Here is a 21331-nt window from a genome sequence, read left to right on the forward strand (position 1 = left end):
GAACCGCGCATTTCAAAGGTGTCTGTGAATCAGTATTCGTCGGTGCTTCCACTGATGGCCTGTTCCATCTCGTCGGCCGTCTGGCCGGCGACGATGACTGCGAGTTTCAGCACGTCGTCGTCCACCGAATCGGGCAGCTTCACGACGAACAGCAGGTGCTCGCCTTCGGCTTCCCAGCTGCCCATGCCCAGCTCGCTGCCGCGGTGCATCAGCTCCCAGAGTTCCCCGGGTTCAAGCCGGTCCTTGTCGATGGAAGCCGCGGCGGACACGATCCTGCGCATGCGCAGCACTCCCGTCGAGCCCGCCTCCTTGGCGATGTAAACCAGCTGCGAACGCTCTTCGAAATCGAGTCGCACGATCGACTCGCCGTTGACGCCGGTCTCGTGATCACCGAACGCCGCCTGTATCCGCGATTCGATCGGCTGCGGGTTCAAGCCACTGTCGATGACCATCGTCGCTTCCGCTTCCGCGTTCGTAACGGGCCCGGGTATGCGTCCGGGGCTCTCTGCCCATTCCTGTGTCGCGGGCGGTGCCTCAGCTGGAACAGCGGATTGGGCGTGCGCACTGGACGGAAAGACGAACGCACACGCAAGAAGCAGTGACACAGGAACGCAGGGGGACATCCAGGTCTCCGTTTGATGAAATCCGATGGCGGAAGATCAGGAGAGCAGCGCGTTGACTGTCGAACCCATCACCCGCTTGCGCAGCAGGAAATCCCACAGGCTGCCGCCCATCTGCCGCCACAGGACGGCAGAGCGCACCGCCGCCAGCAGCACCGCACGCACTTCGGCAACGACGGGCGCCTGTCCCAGGTAATGCGGGTTGCCCTGCACCAGCACGCGCGGGCGCAAGTGGCTCAGGGTGTCGGCGTACAGCGCGCCGAGGGCGTTGAGGACGTCCGGATGCGTGCTGCCCAGTTGCGCAGCGGTGCCGCCCTGTGCGCGGATGCCTGCCTGCACGCGCGACGCCATCTCGGCATCGCGCACGAAGCGGCGCTCCAGCTGGATGACCGCAAGCGCCAGTCGCTGCAGCTGATCGTCAGGCAACGAGCCGTCGAAGTAATCGCGCAGCACCAGCAAGCCAGGGCGTAGCGAGTTCGTGCCGCCGTAAACCTGCTCGGCCGTGCCCGCGTCGATGCGGAAGATCGAATCCAGCGCGGTGCCCATCACGTCGGCATGCGCCTGTCCGGTGTCGGCGATGCGGCGCACCTGTGCCAGCGCCTGCGCCAGACCGGCGAGCGCGAGCACGCGATCCGTCATCGGGTTGAAGGTGGGACTGGAACGGCCTTCGGTCATCTGTTTCGAGTCTCTTCGTATCGTTGTAGACGCCGGGTCACGGTGTGCAGGCAATCGCCTCAAGCCGCGATCCGGCGCTCGAGGATGGCGTCGGTCGAGGCGATGACCGCGCCACCGAGGCAGACATCGCCGTCGTACAACACCAGGGATTGCCCCGGCGTGACCGCGCGCTGCGGGTCGGCGAATCCGACATCAAGCGTGCCATCGTCGCGGACGGTGACTTCGCAGGCCTGGTCGGGCTGCCGGTAACGCGTCTGCGCCATGCATCGGAACTGTTGTGCGGGCGGCGCGCCGGAAATCCAGTGCGCGGTCTCCGAACGCAAGGCTTGCGAGAACAGGAAGCGGCTGTCCGGGCCCTGGTCGACGTAGAGCACGTTGCCGGCGACATCCTTGCCGACGACGTACCAGGGCGCGGCTTCGAACCCGCGCACGCCGCCGATGTTGAGGCCTTCGCGTTGCCCGAGGGTGAAATAGAAGACGCCAGGGTGCTCGCCGATGACGTGGCCGTCCGGCGTACGCATCTCGCCGGTACGGGCGGGCAGGTAGCGGGCGAGGAATTCGCGGAAGTCGCGTTCGCCGATGAAGCAGATGCCGGTGGAATCCTTCTTGGCGTGCGTCGGCAGGCCGGCGGCGCGTGCGAGTTCGCGCACGTCGGTCTTGATCATCTCGCCGAGCGGGAATTTCGTCGCGGCCAGCTGCGCCTGGCCGAGCTGGTGCAGGAAGTAACTCTGGTCCTTGCTGCGGTCGGCGGCCTTGAGCAGGCAGGCGCGGCCGTCGACCTGCACCACGCGGGCGTAGTGGCCGGTGGCGATGAACTCCGCGCCGAGGTCGCGTGCGGCGTCCAGGAAGTACTTGAACTTGATCTCGCGGTTGCACAGCACGTCCGGATTGGGCGTGCGGCCGGCGGCATATTCGGCGAGAAAATGGGCGAACACGCCGTCCCAGTACTCCCGGGAGAAATCGCGGAAGTGGATCGGGATGCCGAGCCTTCCGCTCACGGCCACGGCATCGCGGCGGTCGTCTTCGGCGCGGCAGTCGGTCGCTTTCGGCTTCCTGCCTTCAGCGACATTCGTGCTGTCCTGCACTTCGCCGCTGCCGTCGTCGGCCCAGTTCTGCATGAACAAGCCGGCGATGGGTTCACCCGCATCGCGCAGGCACAGGGCGGCCACGGAGGAGTCCACACCGCCGGACATGCCGACGATTGTGCGGACACCCGTACCTACGCCGCTGCCGGCCGCCTGACTCATGCCAGCTGCTGCATCAGGTCGAGCGAATGGCGGCGGCCGGAGAGGAAGTCCGCCACCGTGCGCCACACCAGCGGGCTGCGATGACGGTCAGACTGCGCCTGCAGTTCCGCCGGCGTGAGCCACAGGGCCTGGCGGATGCCTTCGTCGAGCGGACGCGAAGGATCGTGGCGGACGGGTTCGGCGGCAAACGCGAACCGGAGATAGTGGCGGCCGTCGCGTTCGCCCGGGCGGGGCGGTGCCTTCCACTGGTAGGCACCGACGAACGCGGTCAGGCGCACGTCCCAGCCGGTTTCCTCGCGGGTCTCGCGCAGCGCGGCTTCCTGCAGGCTTTCGTCGGGTTCCAGGTGGCCCGCCGGCTGGTTGAGCACCAGCTGGCCGCTGACGGATTCCTCCACGATCAGCAGCCGTCCCTCATTGACGACAACGGTCGCTACGGTGACATCGGGTTGCCAGAAGCGGCCTTCGCGATAACTCATTCCTGCTCCAAGGCGGGCCGGGCCCACCGATCCGGGATGCGCGGCGTCGCGCGGTCTGCGTTTCAATTCTGACGACTGCCGGCAACAGCGTCCAATTCCGCCACATTTCCTATAATCGCCACATGGCACGACAGACAGACCAAGAACAGCACCACGGCGTAATGGTGGAAACCGGAAAGCCGGAGGTGGCCCGCCCGCCGCTGTATTCCGTACTCCTGCTCAACGACGACTACACCCCGATGGACTTCGTGGTCGAAGTACTGATGCGGTTTTTCGCCCTCAACGCCGAAAAGGCGACGCAGGTCATGCTTCATGTGCACACCCGGGGGCGTGGGGTCTGCGGCGTTTTCACCCGCGAAGTCGCCGAGTCCAAGGTGGCACAGGTGAACGAATATTCAAGACTCAACCAACACCCCTTGCTCTGCACGATGGAAAAGGCCTAAAACGGAACGCGAGGACGTTGTAGTTGTTGAATGGCGCCAAACGCGTCACACAGCGTTCCGGTCGCCTGGGGGGGCTGGCATGGAAAAGCCGGTGACTGTCCCCATCTAGGGTCACAGTAGATCCGGAGGCCATAGCCCCATGTTCAGCAAGGACCTCGAGTACAGCATCGGCCAGTGCTACAAGCGCGCCCGCGAAGCGCGCCATGAGTTCATGACGGTCGAACACCTGCTGTTGGCACTGCTCGACAACCCCTCGGCGGAAGCAGTGCTGAAGGCCTGCCACGCCGACTTCGACCGGCTTCGCAACGACCTCGACCAGGCCATCGCCACGTCGGTGTCCAAGCTTGCCGACGACGACGGCCGCGATACCCAACCGACGCTGGGTTTCCAGCGCGTGCTGCAGCGCGCCGTCTACCACGTGCAGTCTTCCGGCAAGAAGGAAGTCACAGGCGCCAATGTGCTTGTGGCGATTTTTGGCGAGAAGGACTCGCACGCGGTCTATTTCCTCAACCAGCAGGACATCGCGCGCCTCGATGTCGTCAATTACCTCTCGCACGGCATTGCCAAGCACGGCGGCGAGGAGCCTTCTTCCCACCAGGAGGAAGGCGAGGCACGGCAGGGCGAGGCCGGGGAAAGCGAGGGCAAGGGCGACGCGCTGGCCGAGTTCGCGGTGAATCTCAACCAGCTCGCCCGCGAAGGTCGCATTGACCCGCTGGTGGGACGAGTCAACGAGGTCGAGCGCACCATCCAGGTGCTTTGTCGCCGCCGCAAGAACAATCCGCTCTACGTCGGCGAAGCCGGCGTGGGCAAGACCGCGATCGCTGAAGGGCTGGCCAAGCGCATCGTCGACGGCGAGGTGCCGGAGGTGCTGGCCGACGCGACCATCTATTCGCTCGACCTGGGCGCGCTGGTCGCCGGCACCAAGTACCGCGGCGACTTCGAGAAGCGCCTGAAGGCGGTGCTGGCGCAGCTGAAGAAGCTGCCCGACACCATCCTTTTCATCGACGAGATCCACACCATCATCGGCGCCGGTTCGGCTTCCGGCGGCACGATGGATGCGAGCAACCTGATCAAGCCGGCGCTGGCGACCGGTGAGCTGCGTTGCATCGGTTCGACCACGTTCCAGGAATATCGCGGCATCTTCGAAAAGGATCGCGCGCTGGCGCGGCGCTTCCAGAAGATCGATATCGTCGAGCCGACGGTCGGCGAGACGGTGGAAATCCTGCAGGGACTCAAGCCCAAGTACGAGCAGCACCACGGCGTGACCTACGCCGACGAGGCGCTGCAGGCGGCGGTCGACCTGTCGGTCAAGCACATCGGCGACCGGCTGCTGCCGGACAAGGCCATCGATGTCATCGACGAGGCCGGCGCGCGTCAACGCCTGCTGCCTGACAACATGCGCAAAACCCTGATCGACACCGAGGAAATCGAGACTATCGTCGCCAAGATGGCGCGGATCCCGACCAAGCAGGTGTCGGCGTCCGACAAGGACGTGCTCAAGAACCTCGAGCGCAACCTGAAGATGGTGATCTTCGGGCAGGATCCGGCGATCGAGACGCTGACGTCCGCGATCAAGCTGGCGCGGTCCGGCCTGGCCAATCCGGACAAGCCGATCGGCAACTTCCTGTTCGCCGGCCCGACCGGCGTCGGCAAGACCGAGGTGACCAAGCAGCTCGCGCTGCAGCTGGGCATCGAACTGGTCCGCTTCGACATGTCCGAGTACATGGAACCGCATTCGGTGAGCCGTTTGATCGGCGCGCCTCCGGGCTACGTCGGTTTCGACCAGGGTGGCCTGCTGACCGAGAAGATCGTCAAGACGCCGCACTGCGTCCTGTTGCTGGACGAAGTGGAGAAGGCGCATCCGGACATCTTCAACATCCTGTTGCAGGTCATGGATCGCGGCATCCTCACCGACACCAATGGTCGCGAAGCCAACTTCAAGAACGTGGTGATGGTGATGACGACCAATGCCGGCGCGGCTCAGGCCTCGCGGCGTTCGATCGGCTTCACCAAGCAGGACCATTCGACCGATGCGATGGAAGTGATCCGTCGCGCCTTCAGTCCGGAATTCCGCAATCGCCTCGACGCGGTGGTGCAGTTCCAGGCGCTGGGCTTCGACCACATCCTGCGCGTGGTGGACAAGTTCCTGATCGAACTGGAAGCGCTGCTCCACGAGAAGAACGTCACCCTGACGGCAACGCCGACGGCGCGCGACTGGCTGGCCCAGCACGGCTTCGATCCGCTGATGGGTGCACGCCCGATGGCCCGCGTCATCCAGGAGAAGATCAAGCGACCGTTGGCCGACGAGCTGTTGTTCGGCAAGCTGGTCGGCGGCGGCCGGGTCACCATCGACGTGAAAGGCGACGAACTGGTGGTCGATGCACAGGCCGAGCCTGAGAAGCTGCTGCCTGCGACGGTGTAGGGCGGGTTTTAACCCGCCGCAAGGTCGCGGCAAGGCAGGTCAAGACCCGCCCTAACAAAAAAGGCGGCCAATGGCCGCCTTTTTATTCAATCAGTTACCGCGATTACTTCATGCGGTAGGTGATACGACCCTTGGTCAGGTCGTAGGGAGTCATTTCGACCTTCACCTTGTCCCCGGTCAGGATGCGGATGTAGTTCTTGCGCATCCGCCCGGAGATGTGGGCAATGATCTCGTGGCCGTTCTCGAGGCGCACACGGAACATGGTGTTCGGAAGGGTTTCCGCCACCGTGCCCTCGAATTCGATCACATCATCTTTTGCCATGTGGTTCCTGGTTTCCGCAGAAGAACGGGCGCCAACGCGCCCGCGAAGCCGCGCATTCTGCCACAAAACCCTTGGGCAATTGCGATACGTTCCTGGCGGGGGCCGCTACATTCAGATGTAGCGACGCGAATCGAGCCAATCAGGGCTCGCGGGCACCCAGGCGGGTGGCGAGATCGCGGGAGGGGAGCTCCCCGAACCTCGCGCTCCAGCTACCGACGGGCTCCGGCTGGCGTCCCCACTGCGCGACTGCGGACAGGAAGCGATCCCGAGGCCACAACTGCGCACCCAAGGTCAGCAGATGGTCGTTCTCCACCTGGGCGTCGATCAGGGGCCAGCCCCAGTCATGCAGGCGCAGGGCGAGCCCCGCCAGCGCGACCTTCGAGCCTCCGGATTCGCCGCTGTACATGCTTTCCCCGAAGAACATCCGACCGACGCTGATGCCGTACAGGCCGCCGATCAGGCGGTCGCCCGCGTGGACCTCGATGGAGTGCGCGTGGCCGAGTTGGTGCATCCGCAGGTAGGCCTCCTGCATTTCCGCGGTGATCCATGTCCCACGCTGTCCCGGGCGTGGCGTGTCGGCGCACGCCTGGATCACCTGCGCGAAGGCGGTATCGGCGCGGACGACCCAATCGCTACCCCGCAACTGCCGGCGGAATCGCGACGACAGGCGGACACCATCGGTACTGAACACCGTGCGCGGGTCTGGACTCCACCACAGGATGGGCTGGCCTTCCGAGAACCACGGGAAGATGCCATTGCGATACGCGTTGAGCAGCCGGGCAGGCGAGAGGTCGCCACCAAAGGCCAGCAGTCCATCGGGCTGCTTCAACGCCGACGTCACCGGCGGGAAGGGTGCTTCGGGATCGTCGGGCAGCTGCGGCAGGCGGAGTGACATCGGCCGATCATTACCGCGGGCGCGATGGAGCTCAATGGGCGGTCGCGGCCGGCGTGGATACAGGAAGAGGAACAGCAGGTCCTTCGCTCTCTCGGGATGGCGGCTGGCGAACAAGGGAACTCGCGTCGGGTAACGGATAGCGACCTGGCGTGTGGCTTCCATACGCCTTGCGCCAGGAGCGTCAAACAGTCGCTGCTACCCCAGCACCGACTTGAACGGCGAGTGCGCTTGCAGCGAAGCCGAATAGCGACGGACGGATGCGGCTTCCTGTGCGCACCATTCGCGCAGGGCGTCGCGGAATCCCTCGTGCGCCAGCCAGTGCCGGCTTCGCACGAAGGTGGGCAGGAATCCGCGCGCGATCTTGTGCTCTCCCTGCGCGCCCGGTTCAAAGCGGGTGAGTCCTTCGCGCAGGCAGTACTCGATGCCCTGGTAGTAGCAGGTCTCGAAATGCAGGCCCGGCAGTGGTTCGTTCGCACCCCAGTAGCGTCCGTACAGCGTGTCACCGCCGCGCAGGCAGAGCGCACCAGCAATCGGTTCGGCGTCGCCTTCGGCGAGGACTCGTTCTGCGAAGAACAGCACCACCGACCGCGGCATGTGCGTCGCCAGGTGGCGCAGGAACGGCAGCGTCAGGGCAGGGTGATTGCCGTAGTCGGCGAAGGTATGGCGGTAGAAACGATGCATCGTTTCCAGATCTTCGGGACTGGCCTCATCGCCGTGGACGACGCGGAAGCGCACGCCCGCGCGCGCGACCTTCGCCCGCTCCTGGCGGATGTTCTTGCGGTGCTTGTGGTCGAAGTCCGCAAGGAAGTCGTCGAAGCTCCGCCAGCCTGCTTCATTGCGCCAGTGGTACTGCACGTCGATGCGCGCCAGCCACTGCGCATCGAACGCATCGTCATCGTCCGGCGTGTGGAAATTGACGTGGACGGAAGGCAACCCTTCGCGCGCGCCAGCATCCACGAGTGCCCGCGCGAGCAGGCGCCGGTGCTCGCCCGTACGCGCGAGCAGGCGAGGGCCGGTGACCGGCGAATAGGGCACCGCGCACAGCCACTTGGGGAAGTAATCCAGTCCGTGCTGCGCATAGGCGTTTGCCCACGCGTGATCGAAGACGAATTCGCCGTGCGAGTTGGTCTTCAGGTACCCAGGGGCAGCGGCCACGAGCCGTTCGCCTTCCCACAGCGAGAGGTGGCGCGGTGTCCACCCCCATTCCCCGCGCAGGCAGCCGCATTCCTCCAGTCCAAGCAGGAATGCGTGCGAGACAAATGGATTACGCCCGTCATGGAGGCCATCCCAGTCGGAAGCGGAAACCGCGGCTATCGACGGGAGTTCGACCTGGTGCACGCGTCACCGCCCGGCGAAGGGGTCCGGGTCGGGCGGGAATAGGGTCGCTTCAAGGACCTGCTGGTAGGGCTCGCCGGCATCGTCGTCGCAGGGCAGCCCCGCTGTCGGAACCTGCGCCACCAGCGACTGGAAAAACTGCTGCGTCGCAGCTGCATCGGCGCCGGTTGGCAATGTGGAGATAACCTCGGTCGTCGACGGGCAGGTTTGCACAGCGATCTCGACGGGAATGCCGTCCTCGAACCGCTCGCGTCCCGGAACGATCTGCGCCCAGGTAGTCGTGGGTCGAGTCGCCACCAATTCCTTGAGAACCGCGGTGAACACGTACGCCGCCCGCTGCTGTTCCGCCGGCGCCGAACGGATGTTCGCTTCCGCCACGAATTCCTCCAGGCTCGGGCGCCTGGCTGTTACGGCGTTCGCGCGTGCTGCTTCGAACTGGCGGTAGGCCGCTTCGGAATCGATCGGACCACCCCAACCCATCGCGGAGAACAGCGCAAGGAGCGTAAGGGTCTGGCGGCTGTCGCTGTCCTCGCCGGTCCGCAGGTACTCGATCGTCTTGCGCTGCTGGTCCGCGCCGAGCTTGCCTTCGCCCAGCTGGCAGATCGCCCACCAGCGTCCGATATGGTGTCGCGACTGCGGATCGCCTTGCGATGCCTTGCCCAGCATGGTCTCGTAGGACGCGAGCAGGCCGCGGTGGACGTCCCCGCGGTCTTCAAGCTTCCGGCGCGCCTTTCCGCCCAGGGCGGCCTTCCATGCGCTCAGTTCGGGTTCGTCTTTGCACAGGTAGCCGCCTGCGACAGCGCTGCCTGCGAAGCAGGTCAACACGGTCGCCAGGACCACTGCGCAACCGCGCGCTACGCGTCCCGGCATTACTCAGCCTTCCTTGTCCAGGAATTTCTCGGCGTCCAGCGCCGCCATGCAGCCGAAGCCCGCGGACGTGATTGCCTGGCGATACACCTGGTCGGCGACGTCGCCCGCCGCAAACACGCCCGGAACGGTCGTCGCGGTGGCTTCGCCGGCGAGGCCGGTGCGGATGGTGATGTAGCCGTTCTTCATCTCCAGCTGGCCTTCGAACAGCGTCGTGTTCGGCGTGTGGCCGATGGCGACGAACAGGCCGTGGATGGCGATGTCGCGGGTGGAACCGTCCTGCACGGACTTCACGCGCATGCCGGTGACGCCGGCATCGTTGCCGAGGACTTCATCGACGGTGTGGTGCCACACCGGTTCGATCTTGCCGGCCTGGATCTTGGCCTGCAGCTTGTCCTGCATGATCTTCTCGGCGCGCAGGGTGTCGCGGCGATGCACCAGGTAGACCTTGCGGGCGATGTTCGACAGGTACAGCGCTTCCTCGACCGCGGTGTTGCCGCCGCCGATTACGGCAACATCCTGGTCCTTGTAGAAGAAGCCATCGCAGGTGGCGCAGGCAGACACGCCGCGGCCCTTGAACGCGTCTTCCGAAGGCAGGCCCAGGTATTTGGCGGTGGCGCCCGTGGAGATGATCAGTGCATCGCAGGTGTACTCGCCGCTGTCGCCGATCAGCTTGAACGGACGGCGCGACAGGTCGGCGGTGTGGATATGGTCGAACACGACTTCGGTATCGAAGCGTTCGGCATGCGCCTGCATGCGCGTCATCAGGTCCGGCCCCATCAGGCCGTGCGCGTCGCCGGGCCAGTTGTCGACCTCGGTGGTCGTCATCAGCTGGCCGCCCATCTGCAGGCCGGTGATCAGCACCGGCTTGAGGTTGGCGCGGGCTGCATAGACGGCTGCCGTCCAGCCGGCCGGGCCGGAACCAAGGATGATCAGGCGGGAGTGCTTGGATGGGGTCATGGCTATTGATCGCGTGCTGTTGGACGCGCACGTACGGCGCGGAATGGAGGGTCAGGAGGAGTGCCCGACGTCGCGGATGGGCACGAATCCGGAGGTCCGTGGACGTCATAGAGTGGCGGTCGCGTCCCGGCATTACAAGGCAACGCGACGGATGCTTCGTTGCGATCAAGCTTCTGTTTGCCGCACGGCCTGGCCGCTCGTGCATTCGCGCCATGGCACTGCCCGGGGCGTGGCGATGGGTCGGAGGAGCCGATTAAAACCGCCGCCCTCGAAGGACTCGAAGGGACATGTCGTCGTGATGAAGGTGGTGGCTGGCAACCTCCGCAACGCGATTTCGCGGCGTGGCCAAGAGGCGCAGAGACTGCAATCCGCCCCGGCTGGACCGACCACCCGGGTGGTCATCCGAAGACAAACGAGTGCATGGCCCGAACGCGGGGAGCAGGCGCCCCCCTGCGTCCCCTGTTCATTCCCGGCTATGCTCCGGACCGATCGGTATGGGAGGCGGCTGATTTTCGCCCGCCAAGGTTCCAAGGAGCCGTTTTTTCCCGTATCTTCAACGACTAACAGAATCTAGCTCAGGCAGAACCTCACAGTGGCGCAAGCCCCCGCAGCAACCCGAAAGAAGGCGAAGGCGGAAAAGGCGCCGGTGTCACCGCGTCGCCAGCGGCTGATGCGCGACATCGCGCTGATCCTGATCACGCCGCTGCTGGTGTACCTGCTGGCGAGCCTTGTCACGTATTCGCCGACCGATCCGGGCTGGTCGCACTCGGGCAGCGTTACCGCGCCATTGCACAACATCGGTGGTCGGGTCGGTGCGTGGATCGCCGACGTGCTGCTGTACCTGACGGGCTATGTCGCGTTCCTGCTGCCGCTGATGCTCGGACTGATCGCGTGGATCGCGTTGTTCGGAATGGATGCGGATGGCGACGGCGATGCGGACCTCGGCCCTGCCTTGCGCCTGGTCGGCATCGTTGGATTTCTTGTCTCCGCCACGGGCCTGCTGGAACTGCGCGTGGCTGCGGCCGAAGCGTTTTCGGCGGGTAGTGGCGGCATCCTCGGCCAACTGGTCGGCAAGTCGCTGCTGCGCGGCTTCGGTCCGATGGGTGGAAACCTCTTCCTGTTGGCGCTGCTGCTGGTGTCGGTGACGCTGGCGACCGGGATTTCGTGGCTGACCGTCATGGACAAGGTCGGGCAATGGACGCTCGGCCTGGGCCCGCTGCTGAGCAAGCTGTTCCGTCGCGGCAGCCAGCAGGCGACCGAGTGGCAGCAAACGCGCGCCTTCAAGGAAGAACGCGAGGAAGCCCGCAAGTCCGACACCGAGCTGCGGGCCAAGCGCGCGCCGGTGAAGATCGAGCCGCCGCCGGCGCCTGTCGTCGAGAAGAGCGATCGCGCCAAGCGTGAGCAGCAGATCCCGCTGTTCCATGTCGGCGATGGCACCGGCATTCCGCCGCTGGCGCTGCTCGACGATCCCAAGCCGCAGCCGAAGGGCTACAGCGAGGAGACGCTCGAAACACTGTCGCGCCAGATCGAATTCAAGCTCAAGGACTTCCGCATCGATGCGCAGGTCGTCGGCGCCTATCCGGGCCCGGTGATCACGCGCTTCGAACTGGAACCCGCGCCGGGCGTGAAGGTCAGCCAGATCAGTTCGCTCGACAAGGACATCGCCCGCGGCCTGTCGGTGAAGTCGGTGCGTGTCGTCGACGTGATCCCCGGCAAGTCGGTGGTCGGCCTGGAAACGCCGAACACGACACGCGAGATGATCTTCCTCTCCGAGCTGCTGCGTTCGAAGGAATACGACAAGTCCGCCAGCCCGCTGACGCTGGCGCTGGGCAAGGACATCGCCGGTCGCCCGACCGTCGCGGACCTGGCGCGTATGCCGCACCTGCTGGTCGCGGGTACCACCGGCTCGGGCAAGTCGGTCGCGGTCAACGCGATGGTGCTGTCGCTGCTGTACAAGGCATCCGCCAAGGATGTGCGGATGCTGATGATCGACCCGAAGATGCTGGAACTCAGCGTCTACCAGGGCATTCCGCACCTGCTGGCTCCGGTCGTCACCGACATGAAGGAGGCCGCCAACGGCCTGCGCTGGTGCGTCGCCGAGATGGAGCGCCGCTACAAGCTGATGTCGGCCGTGGGCGTGCGCAACCTGGCCGGCTTCAACAAGAAAGTGAAGGACGCGCAGGACGCGGGGCAGCCGATGATGGACCCGCTGTTCAAGCCGAACGCGGAGCTGAGCGAAGCACCACGGCCGTTGGAACCACTGCCGTTCATCGTCATCTTCATCGACGAATTCGCCGACATGATGATGATCGTCGGCAAAAAGGTGGAAGAACTCATCGCGCGGCTGGCACAGAAGTCGCGCGCCGCCGGCATCCACCTGATCCTGGCCACGCAGCGTCCTTCGGTGGACGTCATCACCGGCCTGATCAAGGCGAACATTCCGACGCGCATCGCGTTCCAGGTGTCGAGCAAGATCGACTCGCGCACGATCCTCGACCAGTCCGGCGCGGAAACGCTGCTCGGCCACGGCGACATGCTGTACCTGCCGCCGGGCACCGCGCTACCCGAACGCGTGCACGGTGCGTTCGTCAGCGACGAGGAAGTGCACCGCGTCGTCGAACACCTCAAGCAGATCGGCGGCGGCCCCGACTACGTCGAAGGCGTGCTGGACGAAGTTCAGACGCTGGGCGAAGGCGTCGTCGTCGGTGCGACCGGCCTGCCGGAAAGCGGCGGCGGGGCAGGGGACGAATCCGATCCGCTCTACGACGAAGCCGTCCGCATCGTCACCGAGACCCGGCGCGCATCGATTTCCGGCGTGCAGCGTCGCCTGAAGATCGGCTACAACCGCGCCGCGCGCCTGATCGAGGCGATGGAAGCCGCGGGCGTCGTGACACCGCCGGAACACAACGGCGACCGCAGCGTTCTGGCGCCGCCGCCGCCGAAGTAATTGCAGTTGGCGGCGAAAAACCTTGCTCCCGCAATCCACTGACGAGCGATCCTCGGGGCATCGCGGTGTTCTTCGCCAGTTGACTGCAGGAATCGGCATCGCATGCCGACTTCGCCTGCGTCGGGCCCCATCAACACGCCATCGCCCCTGAGCCTCGGCGATAATTCCAGCTGAACGATCCACCGCCGAGGCGCTCTCCGCGAACCGGATCCATCCCTGTTCAGCCTCGTCGGGGCAGACTCGCCCCAGCTTCCATCGGAACCCACCATGCGACTGATCAATACGCGCCTTGTCGCCGCTGCCGTGATCGCCCTGTCTGCCGGCAACGCCTTCGCCGGCGCGCGCGACGACCTTGCGGCTTTCACCAAGGGCCTGAAGGGACTGGACGGCCAGTTCACCCAACAGGTGTTCACCTCGCAGGGCAAGTTGAAGGAATCCTCCAACGGCAAGGTCGCGTTGTCGGCACCGCGCCTGTTCCGCTGGGAATACGTGAAGCCGTTCCCGCAGCTGATCGTCGCCGATGGCAAGACCGTCTGGGTCTACGACCCGGACCTGCAGCAGGTCACGCGACGCCCGCAGGGTGCCGAAGAACAGAACAGCCCTCTGGCGGCGCTGATCGATCCCGGCAAGCTGGATGCGCAGTTCGTCGTGAAGGAAGCCGGAAGTTCCGACGGCATGGAATGGCTGAGCCTTGCGCCGAAGGACAATGGCGCCGACGCCGGATTCCGCACGGCCAGGCTCGGCTTTTCCGGCAATGCGCTGGTGAAGATGCAGGTGGTGGATGCGCTGGGCCAGCGCACCGAGATCAGCTTCAGCGGCTGGAAGCGCAATCCGACGTTCCCGAAGGACACCTTCAAATACGCACCGCCCAAGGGCGTGGACGTGATCGGCGAAGGCTGATTCACTGACGACAGCTTCCGGCGGTCATGCTCCTGCGGCCATGATCGCCGCCCAGGCTGGCCGCACAGCCAAGAAGCGAAGCCGCGGCCGCACCCGCGCCCTACAATGGGCCGATGCCACGCACGCCTTCGAAAACCGGCTCGCTGGAGCTGGAAACCCACCAGGACGACCTGCGCCCGCTCGCCGAGCGCATGCGACCGCGCACGCTGGACGAGATGGTCGGGCAGCGCCGCCTGCTCGCCGCCAATTCCGCGCTGCGAAAGGGCATCGAAGCGGGCCACATCCATTCGATGGTGCTGTGGGGACCACCCGGCTGCGGCAAGACCACGCTGGCATTGCTGCTGGCGCAGTACGCGAACGCGGAGTTCCAGGCGATTTCGGCGGTGCTCTCGGGCTTGCCGCAGGTTCGCGAAGTACTGGCCGAGGCCGCCCAGCGCTTTGCCGGCGGTCGGCGCACCGTGCTCTTCGTCGACGAGGTGCATCGCTTCAACAAGGTGCAACAGGATGCCTTCCTGCCGCATATCGAACGCGGCACGATCATCTTCGTCGGCGCGACCACCGAGAACCCGTCGTTCGAACTGAACTCCGCGTTGCTGTCACGCTGCCGCGTGCACGTGATGGAAGCGGTGTCGGCCGACGACATCGCCATCGCATTGCGGCGCGCCCTGTCGAGCGACGAACGCGGGCTCGGTACGCGCCAACTCCAGATCGACGATGACCTGTTGCAGCTCATCGCTACCGCCGCCGATGGCGATGTACGCCGCGGCCTGACCTTCCTCGAAATCGCTGCCGACCTGGCAGGCGAGGGCGGGGCGGTCACGTCGTCGACGCTGGAGCAGGTGCTGGCGGACCGCACGCGCCGCTTCGACAAGGGCGGCGAGCAGTTCTACGACCAGATTTCCGCCCTGCACAAATGCGTGCGCAACTCCAATCCGGACGCCGCGCTGTACTGGCTGGCACGGATGCTCGATGGCGGCGTCGACCCGAGCTACCTTGCGCGGCGCCTCACGCGGATGGCGGTCGAGGACATAGGCCTCGCCGATCCGCGTTCGCTGCAGATGGCGATCGATGCCTGGGAAACATGGGATCGCCTCGGCAGCCCGGAGGGCGATCTCGCCCTGGCGCAACTGACGATCTATCTCGCCACCACTGCGAAATCAAACGCTGCGTACGCCGCTTTCAACACGGCTCGCGACGACGTGCGCGAGTACGGCACGCAGGAAGTCCCGCTGCACATCCGCAATGCGCCGACGCGGTTGATGAAGCAGCTCGGTTACGGCAAGGGCTACCAGTACGACCACGACGCGGAAGGCGGCGTAGCGCTTGGCCAGACCGGCTTTCCCGACGCGATGGGCGAGCGCGTGTACTACCAGCCAGTCGAACGCGGGCTGGAGATCAAGCTGAAGGAAAAACTCGATGCGCTGCGGGCGGCGAGGGCGAAAGCGCGGGGCGCTGGCTGACGCCATTCGCCGACTCCGGCCACAGCACATCGCATGGCATGATCGCGGCATGAACTGGCAGGCATTCATCGCGGTAGGCGGGGGCGCGGCCCTTGGCGCGTGGTCCCGATGGGGACTCGGGCTGTGGCTCAATCCGGTGTTTCCGGCGGTACCCATCGGGACGCTTGTGGCAAATGTCGCCGGCGGCTACGTGATCGGCCTGGCGATGGCGTGGTTCGCGCTCAATCCTGGCGTCTCGCCGGAAACACGCCTGCTGCTGGTCACTGGATTCCTCGGCGCGCTGACCACGTTCTCCACCTTTTCGGCCGAAGCCGTGACGCTGCTGCAACGGCAGCAGTACGGCTGGGCCGCCTTGCACGTCACGCTGCACCTCGCCGGTTCGCTGCTGGCGACCGGGCTGGGGCTGTGGACGGTGCGCCTGTTGCGGGGGACGAGCTGATGCACGCCTGTGTGTACCTGAAGTTCTTCGTGCTGGAATCCCAGCGCATCCACGCCAAGCTGGCGTACGACTGGCTTCTGGACGAAGCCAAGGCACTCGGATTGCAGGGCGGTTCCGCCTTCCGCGCCATCGCCGGATACGGACGACACGGCATCCGCCACGAAGCGCATTTCTTTGAACTCGCCGGCCAGTTGCCGCTCGAAGTCGTCTTTGTCGTAAGTCGCGAGGACGCGCAGCGACTCCTCGATCGTGTCGGCGCAGAAGGCGCATCGCTGTTCTACTACCTGCTGCCTGCGCAGTGCGGCACGACGGGCAGCAACGACGCGTGAGCAGGCCAGCGCTCGGCTCCGCCTTGCGCGCGTTGCCCGGCAGCGTCTGGCTGCTGGGTTGGATCAGCCTGCTGAACGACAGCGCCAGCGAGATGATCTATCCGCTGCTGCCGCTTTTCCTTGCCGGAACACTCGGCGCCGGGCCTCGCGTGCTGGGCCTGATCGAAGGATTGGCGGAGGCGGTGAGCAGCCTGTTGAAACTGGCATCGGGTGTGTGGTCGGACCGGACGCGGCGCTCGAAGCCGTTCGTGGTCTGGGGCTACGGCGTTGCGGGACTCGCACGCGTGTTGATCGCCGCAGCCACGGGGTGGGGGTTCGTGCTGTTGTGCCGACTGGCCGATCGTATCGGCAAGGGCCTGCGCAGTTCGCCCCGCGACGCGATGTTGGGTCGCAGCGTTTCGCCTGGACAGCGCGGACTGGCGTTCGGCGTGCATCGTGCGATGGACAACGCAGGTGCCGTATTGGGGCCGCTGGCGGCTTCGGCATTGCTCGCGCTGGGGCTGGAACTACGCACCGTGTTCTGGTGCGCCGCAGTGCCGGCGGTATTGGTGTTTTTCGCCACCTTGCGGTTGCGCGAACCGCAGGTCGAAAGCACGGCTCCCAGACAGCAGTTCAACTGGCGCCTGCGCGATTTTCCGCCTGAATTCCGCCGCTATCTGGTGGTGCTCGGGCTGTTCATGCTGGGCAATTCCTCCAACCTGTTCCTGCTGCTGCGGGTACGCGAACTCGGCTTCGCCCAGCAGTCGATTCCATTGCTGTGGGCGCTGATGTCGCTGGTGGCGGCAGTGTTCCTGACGCCGCTGTCGGCGCTGTCGGATCGGTTCGGCCGGCGTCGCCTGATCGTCACGGGGTGGATCGCGTACGCCGCAATCTATCTGCTGCTGGGTGCAGTCGCAGTTCCGGTCTGGGGCGTGTGGGTTCTGTTCGCGGCGTACGGCCTTTTCATCGCCGCGACCGAGGGGGCGGAGAAGGCCATGGTTGCCGACCTGGTGGCGAGCGACCAATTGGGTGCCGCGTTCGGTTGGTACCACCTCACGCTGGGCGTGACGCTGCTGCCGGCGTCGCTGTTGTTCGGCTTGTTGTGGGATTCGGTTTCGGTGTTGTCCGCGTTTGCGTTTGGGGCAACGTGCGCGCTACTGGCGGCGGTGCTGCTGGCCACGTGGGTAGTACGGAGGCCGTGGACTGCGCGCTGACGAGGCAGGCTGAGAAAGCTGCCGAGATTGGCTGGTTCGGAACGCATTCTGGAAGGGGATTTCGGCGGAAAGGGTGTCTTCTCGGCACTTCCACAACTTCGCATAATGTATATTATGTAAATGTCAAAACCATTGCTTCGCCAAGCATCCGCGCCCCGACCCGATTCATTGCGCTTTGGAGGCGCGCTGCGGCCGAGTCCGAACAACTCCCTTTCCCCGCAGGTATCCCGCCGGATTCATCGACTGCCACCGCCAAGCGTCCCGGCACATCGCGTCGACGTCGAACTGGGTCCGCCATCCAAGCAGGCTGTGCGCGAGTGATGGATCCGCATAGACCTGCGCGACGTCGCCCTGGCGACGCGCAACGATTTCATAGGGAATGCTGCAGCCAGATGCCCGTTCAAAGGCATGCACCAGCTCCAATACGCTGATTCCGCGGCCGGTCCCCAGGTTGATGGTCAGGTTTCCGTCGCCGCGCATCAGGTAATCCAGCGCGTCCACGTGTGCCTTTGCCAGGTCCATGACGTGTATGTAGTCGCGGATGCCGGTGCCGTCTGGTGTCGGGTAATCGCCGCCGAAGATGCTCAACTTACTTCGCCGGCCTGCGGCGACCTGGCAGATATAAGGCATCAGGTTGTTAGGAACGCCCGCAGGATCCTCGCCGATCAGGCCGGAAGGATGCGCGCCCACCGGATTGAAGTAACGCAGGTTGGCGGCGCGGAAAGAACCATACGCCTGGCACACGTCGTTGATCAGTTGCTCCATCACCAGCTTGGTGCGGCCATAGGGATTGGTCACGTCCAGCCGGGCTTGCTCGTTGATTGGAACGCTCTGTGGATCGCCATAGACAGTGGCCGACGAGCTGAATACCAGCCTCTCCACGCCTGCTTCCTGCATTGCCTGCAGCAGGTTGATCGTGCCGGAAATGTTGTTCTCGAAATACGCCAGCGGGCGCGCACACGACTCGCCAACGGCCTTGAGCGCGGCGAAATGCATCACGGCATCAAACCGATGGCGTGTGAACAACCTGGTCACGGCTGACTTGCTTCGGAGGTCCAGGCGCTCGCACTCCACCGGTGCACCCGTGACGCGTTGCAAGCGCAACAGGACGCTCGGCGAACTGTTCGTGAAGTTGTCGGCGATGACGATGCGATGCCCCTGCTCTGCCAGCGCAACGCAGGTATGGCTGCCGATGTAGCCGGCGCCGCCGCATACAAGGATGCTCATTGAAGTCTGGCCGGCCATCTGGATTTGCCGAGTTGCCCCTGTCTCTAGGACAACGCGGAAAGGAGGCCCGGGCGTCCAGCCCTGCGGCCGCCGATCCCCTTCACGGCCCCGCCCGTCGCGCTTGTCCGCGATGCGGCGTGATTGGCGTTAACAACTAGACCAGATGCCGCACCACGGGCACGAAAGTCGACCCTCAGGGGAGGTCTGCTTGGCAAACAATGCCCCGTTAGCCTCGCTGGACGAGGCCCGCATCGCGATCCTTGGCCTGGGCTACGTAGGCCTGCCGCTCGCCGCGGCGTTCGGCAAGCGGTTCCCGACCGTCGGGTTCGACATCGACGCCGCGCGCGTGGCCGAACTCAAGGCCCATCGCGACCATACCCGGGAGGTCTCGGCAGAAGAGCTGCGCGAGGCCGCCCTGCTGGAGTTCAGCAGCGATCCCTCGTCGCTGGTCGGCTGCAACGTGTTCATCGTGACCGTGCCGACTCCCATAGACGAGTACAAGCGTCCTGACCTGCGCCCGCTCGAATCAGCCAGCCGGACGGTGGGCCGGGCGATCGGACGCGGCGGGATCGTGATCTATGAATCGACGGTCTATCCAGGTGCGACCGAGGAAATCTGCATTCCCATCGTCGAACGCGAGTCAAACCTGGTGTTCAACCAGGATTTCTATGCCGGCTATAGCCCCGAGCGCATCAACCCGGGCGACCCGCAACACCGGCTGGAAACCATCATGAAGGTCACCTCGGGGTCGACTCCGGAGGCGGCCGGGCTGGTCGACACCCTCTATGGGCGGATCATCAAGGCAGGCACCCACAAGGCGTCCAGCATCCGCGTGGCCGAAGCGGCGAAGGTCATCGAAAACATCCAGCGCGACGTCAACATCGCCCTGATCAACGAACTGGCCCTGATCTTCCATCGCCTCGACATCGACACCCACGAGGTGCTCGAAGCCGCTGGCACCAAGTGGAACTTCCTGCCGTTTCGCCCGGGCCTGGTCGGCGGCCACTGCATCGGCGTGGATCCCTACTACCTCACACACAAGGCGCAGCAGATCGGCTACCACCCGGACATGATCCTGGCAGGACGCCGCATCAACGACGGCATGGGCAGCCACGTCGCACGCCGGGTGGTGAAGCTCATGCGCCAGCGCAACCAGGACATGACCCAGGCACGCGTGCTGGTCCTGGGTCTGGCGTTCAAGGAAAACTGTCCGGACCTGCGCAACACCAAGGTGATCGACATCATTCGCGAACTGCGCTGCTACAACGCCAACGTCGACGTGCACGACCCATGGGTCAACGCCGAACACGCGCATGCCGAATACGGTGTGGACCTGATCGATGAACTCGTCGCCGGCCGCTACGACGCGGTTGTGCTCGCGGTGGCCCACGGCGAATTCGTCGCGATGGGTGCCGAGCGGATACGAAACCTCGGCGTACCCGGGGCGGTATTGTTTGACGTCAAACGCGCGTTGCCGCGCGCCAGCGTCGATGGGTGTCTGTAACTGCGATGCGCGTACTCGTCACCGGTGCAGCAGGTTTCATCGGCGCGAAGCTGAGCGAGGTGCTGCTTGCGCGCGGCGATGAGGTGCTCGGCTTCGATGACCTCAACGCCTACTACGACCCGCGCCTGAAACAGGCACGGCTGGCACGCCTGCTACCGCGCATGAATTTCCGTTTCGTGCGGGGCTCGCTCGAGGACCGCGCAGCTGTGGACGATGCCTTTGCCTCGTTCGGACCGCAGCGGGTCGTGAACCTGGCGGCGCAGGCCGGCGTGCGTTACTCGCTCGAAAACCCCCGCGCCTACGTCGACAGCAATGTCATCGGTTTCCTGAACGTACTGGAAGCCTGTCGTCATCGCGCCATCGAACACCTCGTGTATGCCTCCTCCAGCTCGGTGTATGGCGCCAATCGCAAGCTTCCGTTCTCGGTGGACGACAACGTCGACCATCCGGTGAGCATGTACGCCGCGACGAAGAAGGCCAACGAGCTGATGGCGCATACCTACAGCCACCTGTTCGGGCTGCCGACGACGGGGCTGCGCTTCTTCACCGTCTACGGCCCCTGGGGACGGCCGGACATGGCGCTGTTCCTGTTCGCCCGCAGGATCCTTGCCGGCGAACCGATCGACATCTTCAACCACGGCCGCCACAGCCGTGACTTCACCTACATCGATGACATCGTCGAGGGCATCGTCCGCACGCTTGACCGGGTCCCAACCCCGGCCCTGGACAACGCTTCGGCGTCGCCCTCGCCCGCCAGCTCCAATGCCCCCTATCGGGTCTACAACATCGGCAACCACCAGCCGGTGGAACTGTTGCGTTACATCGAAGTGCTCGAGGACTGCCTCGGACGCAAGGCCGAACGCCGGTTGCTGCCCATGCAGCCCGGCGACGTGCCCGACACCTGGGCCGACGTCGAAGCATTGCGCCGGGATGTCGGCTATTCGCCGTCCACGCCTATCGAAGTCGGGGTGGCGCGATTCGTCGACTGGTACCGCCAGTACCACGGGGTCTGAGGACAGGCGCCCTCCCCCATCAGAGTGGCCGGGTGCATTTGCGCTTGGCGTTGGTTC

Annotated in this window: 20 protein-coding genes; 10 read left to right on the forward strand and 10 right to left on the reverse strand. The window is 65.1% G+C overall.

Going from position 1 to position 21331, the window contains the following annotated elements:
- Nucleotides 1–29: 29 nt before the first annotated feature.
- The 4 genes from ACYVD7_RS08070 to ACYVD7_RS08085 all read right to left on the reverse strand — a co-directional run bounded on the left by ACYVD7_RS08070 (nucleotide 30) and on the right by ACYVD7_RS08085 (nucleotide 3018).
- Nucleotides 30–452, reverse strand: a complete 423-nt coding sequence (locus ACYVD7_RS08070; RefSeq protein WP_460761390.1) for a hypothetical protein — start codon at nucleotides 450–452, stop codon at nucleotides 30–32.
- A 207-nt stretch (nucleotides 453–659) separates the two neighbouring features.
- On the reverse strand, nucleotides 660–1259 hold the full coding sequence (locus tag ACYVD7_RS08075) for a lysogenization protein HflD (RefSeq protein WP_460761880.1): 600 nt from the start codon (nucleotides 1257–1259) through the stop codon (nucleotides 660–662).
- Nucleotides 1260–1354: 95 nt separating this feature from the next.
- Entirely contained in the window at nucleotides 1355–2542 is a 1188-nt protein-coding gene (mnmA, locus tag ACYVD7_RS08080) for a tRNA 2-thiouridine(34) synthase MnmA (protein WP_460761393.1), read from the reverse strand.
- Nucleotides 2539–3018 carry an NUDIX hydrolase gene (locus ACYVD7_RS08085; RefSeq protein ID WP_460761396.1) on the reverse strand — a complete coding sequence of 160 codons (480 nt, stop codon included), beginning with the start codon at nucleotides 3016–3018 and terminating at the stop codon, nucleotides 2539–2541. Before ACYVD7_RS08085 ends, mnmA begins: the two co-directional genes overlap by 4 nt.
- A 122-nt stretch (nucleotides 3019–3140) precedes the next feature.
- On the opposite strand from ACYVD7_RS08085, the gene clpS reads away from it, so the two are divergent.
- Both clpS and clpA read left to right on the forward strand, forming a co-directional pair.
- The gene (clpS, locus tag ACYVD7_RS08090) at nucleotides 3141–3461 is read left to right on the forward strand and encodes an ATP-dependent Clp protease adapter ClpS (protein ID WP_460761399.1); all 321 of its coding nucleotides are present in this window, start codon (nucleotides 3141–3143) and stop codon (nucleotides 3459–3461) included.
- Nucleotides 3462–3600: 139 nt separating this feature from the next.
- Nucleotides 3601–5883 (forward strand): ATP-dependent Clp protease ATP-binding subunit ClpA, encoded by a 2283-nt coding sequence (clpA, locus tag ACYVD7_RS08095; protein ID WP_460761402.1) that lies wholly within the window; start codon nucleotides 3601–3603, stop codon nucleotides 5881–5883.
- Between the two features lie 103 nt (nucleotides 5884–5986).
- On the opposite strand, the gene infA is transcribed toward clpA, so the two are convergent.
- The 5 genes from infA to trxB all read right to left on the reverse strand — a co-directional run bounded on the left by infA (nucleotide 5987) and on the right by trxB (nucleotide 10262).
- A complete protein-coding gene (gene infA, locus ACYVD7_RS08100; protein ID WP_031372296.1) occupies nucleotides 5987–6205 on the reverse strand; it encodes a translation initiation factor IF-1 in 219 nt (72 codons plus the stop codon).
- A gap of 139 nt (nucleotides 6206–6344) precedes the next feature.
- Nucleotides 6345–7100 carry a leucyl/phenylalanyl-tRNA--protein transferase gene (gene aat / locus ACYVD7_RS08105; protein WP_460761405.1) on the reverse strand — a complete coding sequence of 252 codons (756 nt, stop codon included), beginning with the start codon at nucleotides 7098–7100 and terminating at the stop codon, nucleotides 6345–6347.
- A gap of 195 nt (nucleotides 7101–7295) precedes the next feature.
- A complete protein-coding gene (locus ACYVD7_RS08110; RefSeq protein ID WP_460761408.1) occupies nucleotides 7296–8438 on the reverse strand; it encodes a GNAT family N-acetyltransferase in 1143 nt (380 codons plus the stop codon).
- 3 nt (nucleotides 8439–8441) lie between these two features.
- Nucleotides 8442–9305 (reverse strand): hypothetical protein, encoded by an 864-nt coding sequence (locus tag ACYVD7_RS08115; RefSeq protein ID WP_460761410.1) that lies wholly within the window; start codon nucleotides 9303–9305, stop codon nucleotides 8442–8444.
- 3 nt (nucleotides 9306–9308) lie between these two features.
- The gene (gene trxB, locus ACYVD7_RS08120; protein ID WP_460761414.1) at nucleotides 9309–10262 is read right to left on the reverse strand and encodes a thioredoxin-disulfide reductase; all 954 of its coding nucleotides are present in this window, start codon (nucleotides 10260–10262) and stop codon (nucleotides 9309–9311) included.
- Nucleotides 10263–10854: 592 nt separating this feature from the next.
- Here trxB and ACYVD7_RS08125 point away from each other — a divergent pair.
- From ACYVD7_RS08125 to ACYVD7_RS08150, 6 genes are all read left to right on the forward strand, one after another.
- On the forward strand, nucleotides 10855–13209 hold the full coding sequence (locus ACYVD7_RS08125; RefSeq protein WP_460761417.1) for a DNA translocase FtsK: 2355 nt from the start codon (nucleotides 10855–10857) through the stop codon (nucleotides 13207–13209).
- A gap of 267 nt (nucleotides 13210–13476) precedes the next feature.
- Nucleotides 13477–14109, forward strand: coding sequence for an outer membrane lipoprotein chaperone LolA (gene lolA / locus ACYVD7_RS08130; RefSeq protein ID WP_460761419.1), 633 nt, complete (start codon nucleotides 13477–13479; stop codon nucleotides 14107–14109).
- Nucleotides 14110–14222: 113 nt separating this feature from the next.
- Nucleotides 14223–15569 carry a replication-associated recombination protein A gene (locus ACYVD7_RS08135; protein WP_460761422.1) on the forward strand — a complete coding sequence of 449 codons (1347 nt, stop codon included), beginning with the start codon at nucleotides 14223–14225 and terminating at the stop codon, nucleotides 15567–15569.
- A 49-nt stretch (nucleotides 15570–15618) separates the two neighbouring features.
- The gene (crcB, locus tag ACYVD7_RS08140; RefSeq protein WP_460761425.1) at nucleotides 15619–16008 is read left to right on the forward strand and encodes a fluoride efflux transporter CrcB; all 390 of its coding nucleotides are present in this window, start codon (nucleotides 15619–15621) and stop codon (nucleotides 16006–16008) included.
- On the forward strand, nucleotides 16008–16337 hold the full coding sequence (locus ACYVD7_RS08145; RefSeq protein WP_460761428.1) for a DUF190 domain-containing protein: 330 nt from the start codon (nucleotides 16008–16010) through the stop codon (nucleotides 16335–16337). Before crcB ends, ACYVD7_RS08145 begins: the two co-directional genes overlap by 1 nt.
- Nucleotides 16334–17530, forward strand: a complete 1197-nt coding sequence (locus ACYVD7_RS08150) for an MFS transporter (protein ID WP_460761430.1) — start codon at nucleotides 16334–16336, stop codon at nucleotides 17528–17530. The genes ACYVD7_RS08145 and ACYVD7_RS08150 overlap by 4 nt, the downstream gene beginning before the upstream one ends.
- A gap of 165 nt (nucleotides 17531–17695) precedes the next feature.
- Here ACYVD7_RS08150 and galE read toward each other — a convergent pair whose 3' ends face one another.
- Nucleotides 17696–18757: a UDP-glucose 4-epimerase GalE gene (gene galE / locus ACYVD7_RS08155; protein ID WP_460761882.1), complete on the reverse strand. Its 1062-nt coding sequence runs from the start codon at nucleotides 18755–18757 to the stop codon at nucleotides 17696–17698.
- Nucleotides 18758–18965: 208 nt separating this feature from the next.
- On the opposite strand from galE, the gene ACYVD7_RS08160 reads away from it, so the two are divergent.
- Both ACYVD7_RS08160 and ACYVD7_RS08165 read left to right on the forward strand, forming a co-directional pair.
- On the forward strand, nucleotides 18966–20261 hold the full coding sequence (locus ACYVD7_RS08160; protein WP_460761432.1) for a nucleotide sugar dehydrogenase: 1296 nt from the start codon (nucleotides 18966–18968) through the stop codon (nucleotides 20259–20261).
- Between the two features lie 5 nt (nucleotides 20262–20266).
- Nucleotides 20267–21274, forward strand: coding sequence for an NAD-dependent epimerase (locus ACYVD7_RS08165; protein ID WP_460761435.1), 1008 nt, complete (start codon nucleotides 20267–20269; stop codon nucleotides 21272–21274).
- Nucleotides 21275–21331 lie beyond the last annotated feature (57 nt).

The organism is Lysobacter fragariae (assembly GCF_054779775.1).

Bases quoted from the DNA above. Each gene is read 5' to 3' on its own strand.
- ACYVD7_RS08070 (WP_460761390.1), bottom strand. From the start codon at position 452: ATGGTCATCGACAGTGGCTTGAACCCGCAGCCGATCGAATCGCGGATA.
- ACYVD7_RS08075 (WP_460761880.1), bottom strand. From the start codon at position 1,259: ATGACGGATCGCGTGCTCGCGCTCGCCGGTCTGGCGCAGGCGCTGGCA.
- mnmA (WP_460761393.1), bottom strand. From the start codon at position 2,542: ATGAGTCAGGCGGCCGGCAGCGGCGTAGGTACGGGTGTCCGCACAATC.
- ACYVD7_RS08085 (WP_460761396.1), bottom strand. From the start codon at position 3,018: ATGAGTTATCGCGAAGGCCGCTTCTGGCAACCCGATGTCACCGTAGCG.
- clpS (WP_460761399.1), top strand. From the start codon at position 3,141: ATGGCACGACAGACAGACCAAGAACAGCACCACGGCGTAATGGTGGAA.
- clpA (WP_460761402.1), top strand. From the start codon at position 3,601: ATGTTCAGCAAGGACCTCGAGTACAGCATCGGCCAGTGCTACAAGCGC.
- infA (WP_031372296.1), bottom strand. From the start codon at position 6,205: ATGGCAAAAGATGATGTGATCGAATTCGAGGGCACGGTGGCGGAAACC.
- aat (WP_460761405.1), bottom strand. From the start codon at position 7,100: ATGTCACTCCGCCTGCCGCAGCTGCCCGACGATCCCGAAGCACCCTTC.
- ACYVD7_RS08115 (WP_460761410.1), bottom strand. From the start codon at position 9,305: ATGCCGGGACGCGTAGCGCGCGGTTGCGCAGTGGTCCTGGCGACCGTG.
- trxB (WP_460761414.1), bottom strand. From the start codon at position 10,262: ATGACCCCATCCAAGCACTCCCGCCTGATCATCCTTGGTTCCGGCCCG.
- lolA (WP_460761419.1), top strand. From the start codon at position 13,477: ATGCGACTGATCAATACGCGCCTTGTCGCCGCTGCCGTGATCGCCCTG.
- ACYVD7_RS08135 (WP_460761422.1), top strand. From the start codon at position 14,223: ATGCCACGCACGCCTTCGAAAACCGGCTCGCTGGAGCTGGAAACCCAC.
- crcB (WP_460761425.1), top strand. From the start codon at position 15,619: ATGAACTGGCAGGCATTCATCGCGGTAGGCGGGGGCGCGGCCCTTGGC.
- ACYVD7_RS08145 (WP_460761428.1), top strand. From the start codon at position 16,008: ATGCACGCCTGTGTGTACCTGAAGTTCTTCGTGCTGGAATCCCAGCGC.
- galE (WP_460761882.1), bottom strand. From the start codon at position 18,757: ATGAGCATCCTTGTATGCGGCGGCGCCGGCTACATCGGCAGCCATACC.
- ACYVD7_RS08165 (WP_460761435.1), top strand. From the start codon at position 20,267: ATGCGCGTACTCGTCACCGGTGCAGCAGGTTTCATCGGCGCGAAGCTG.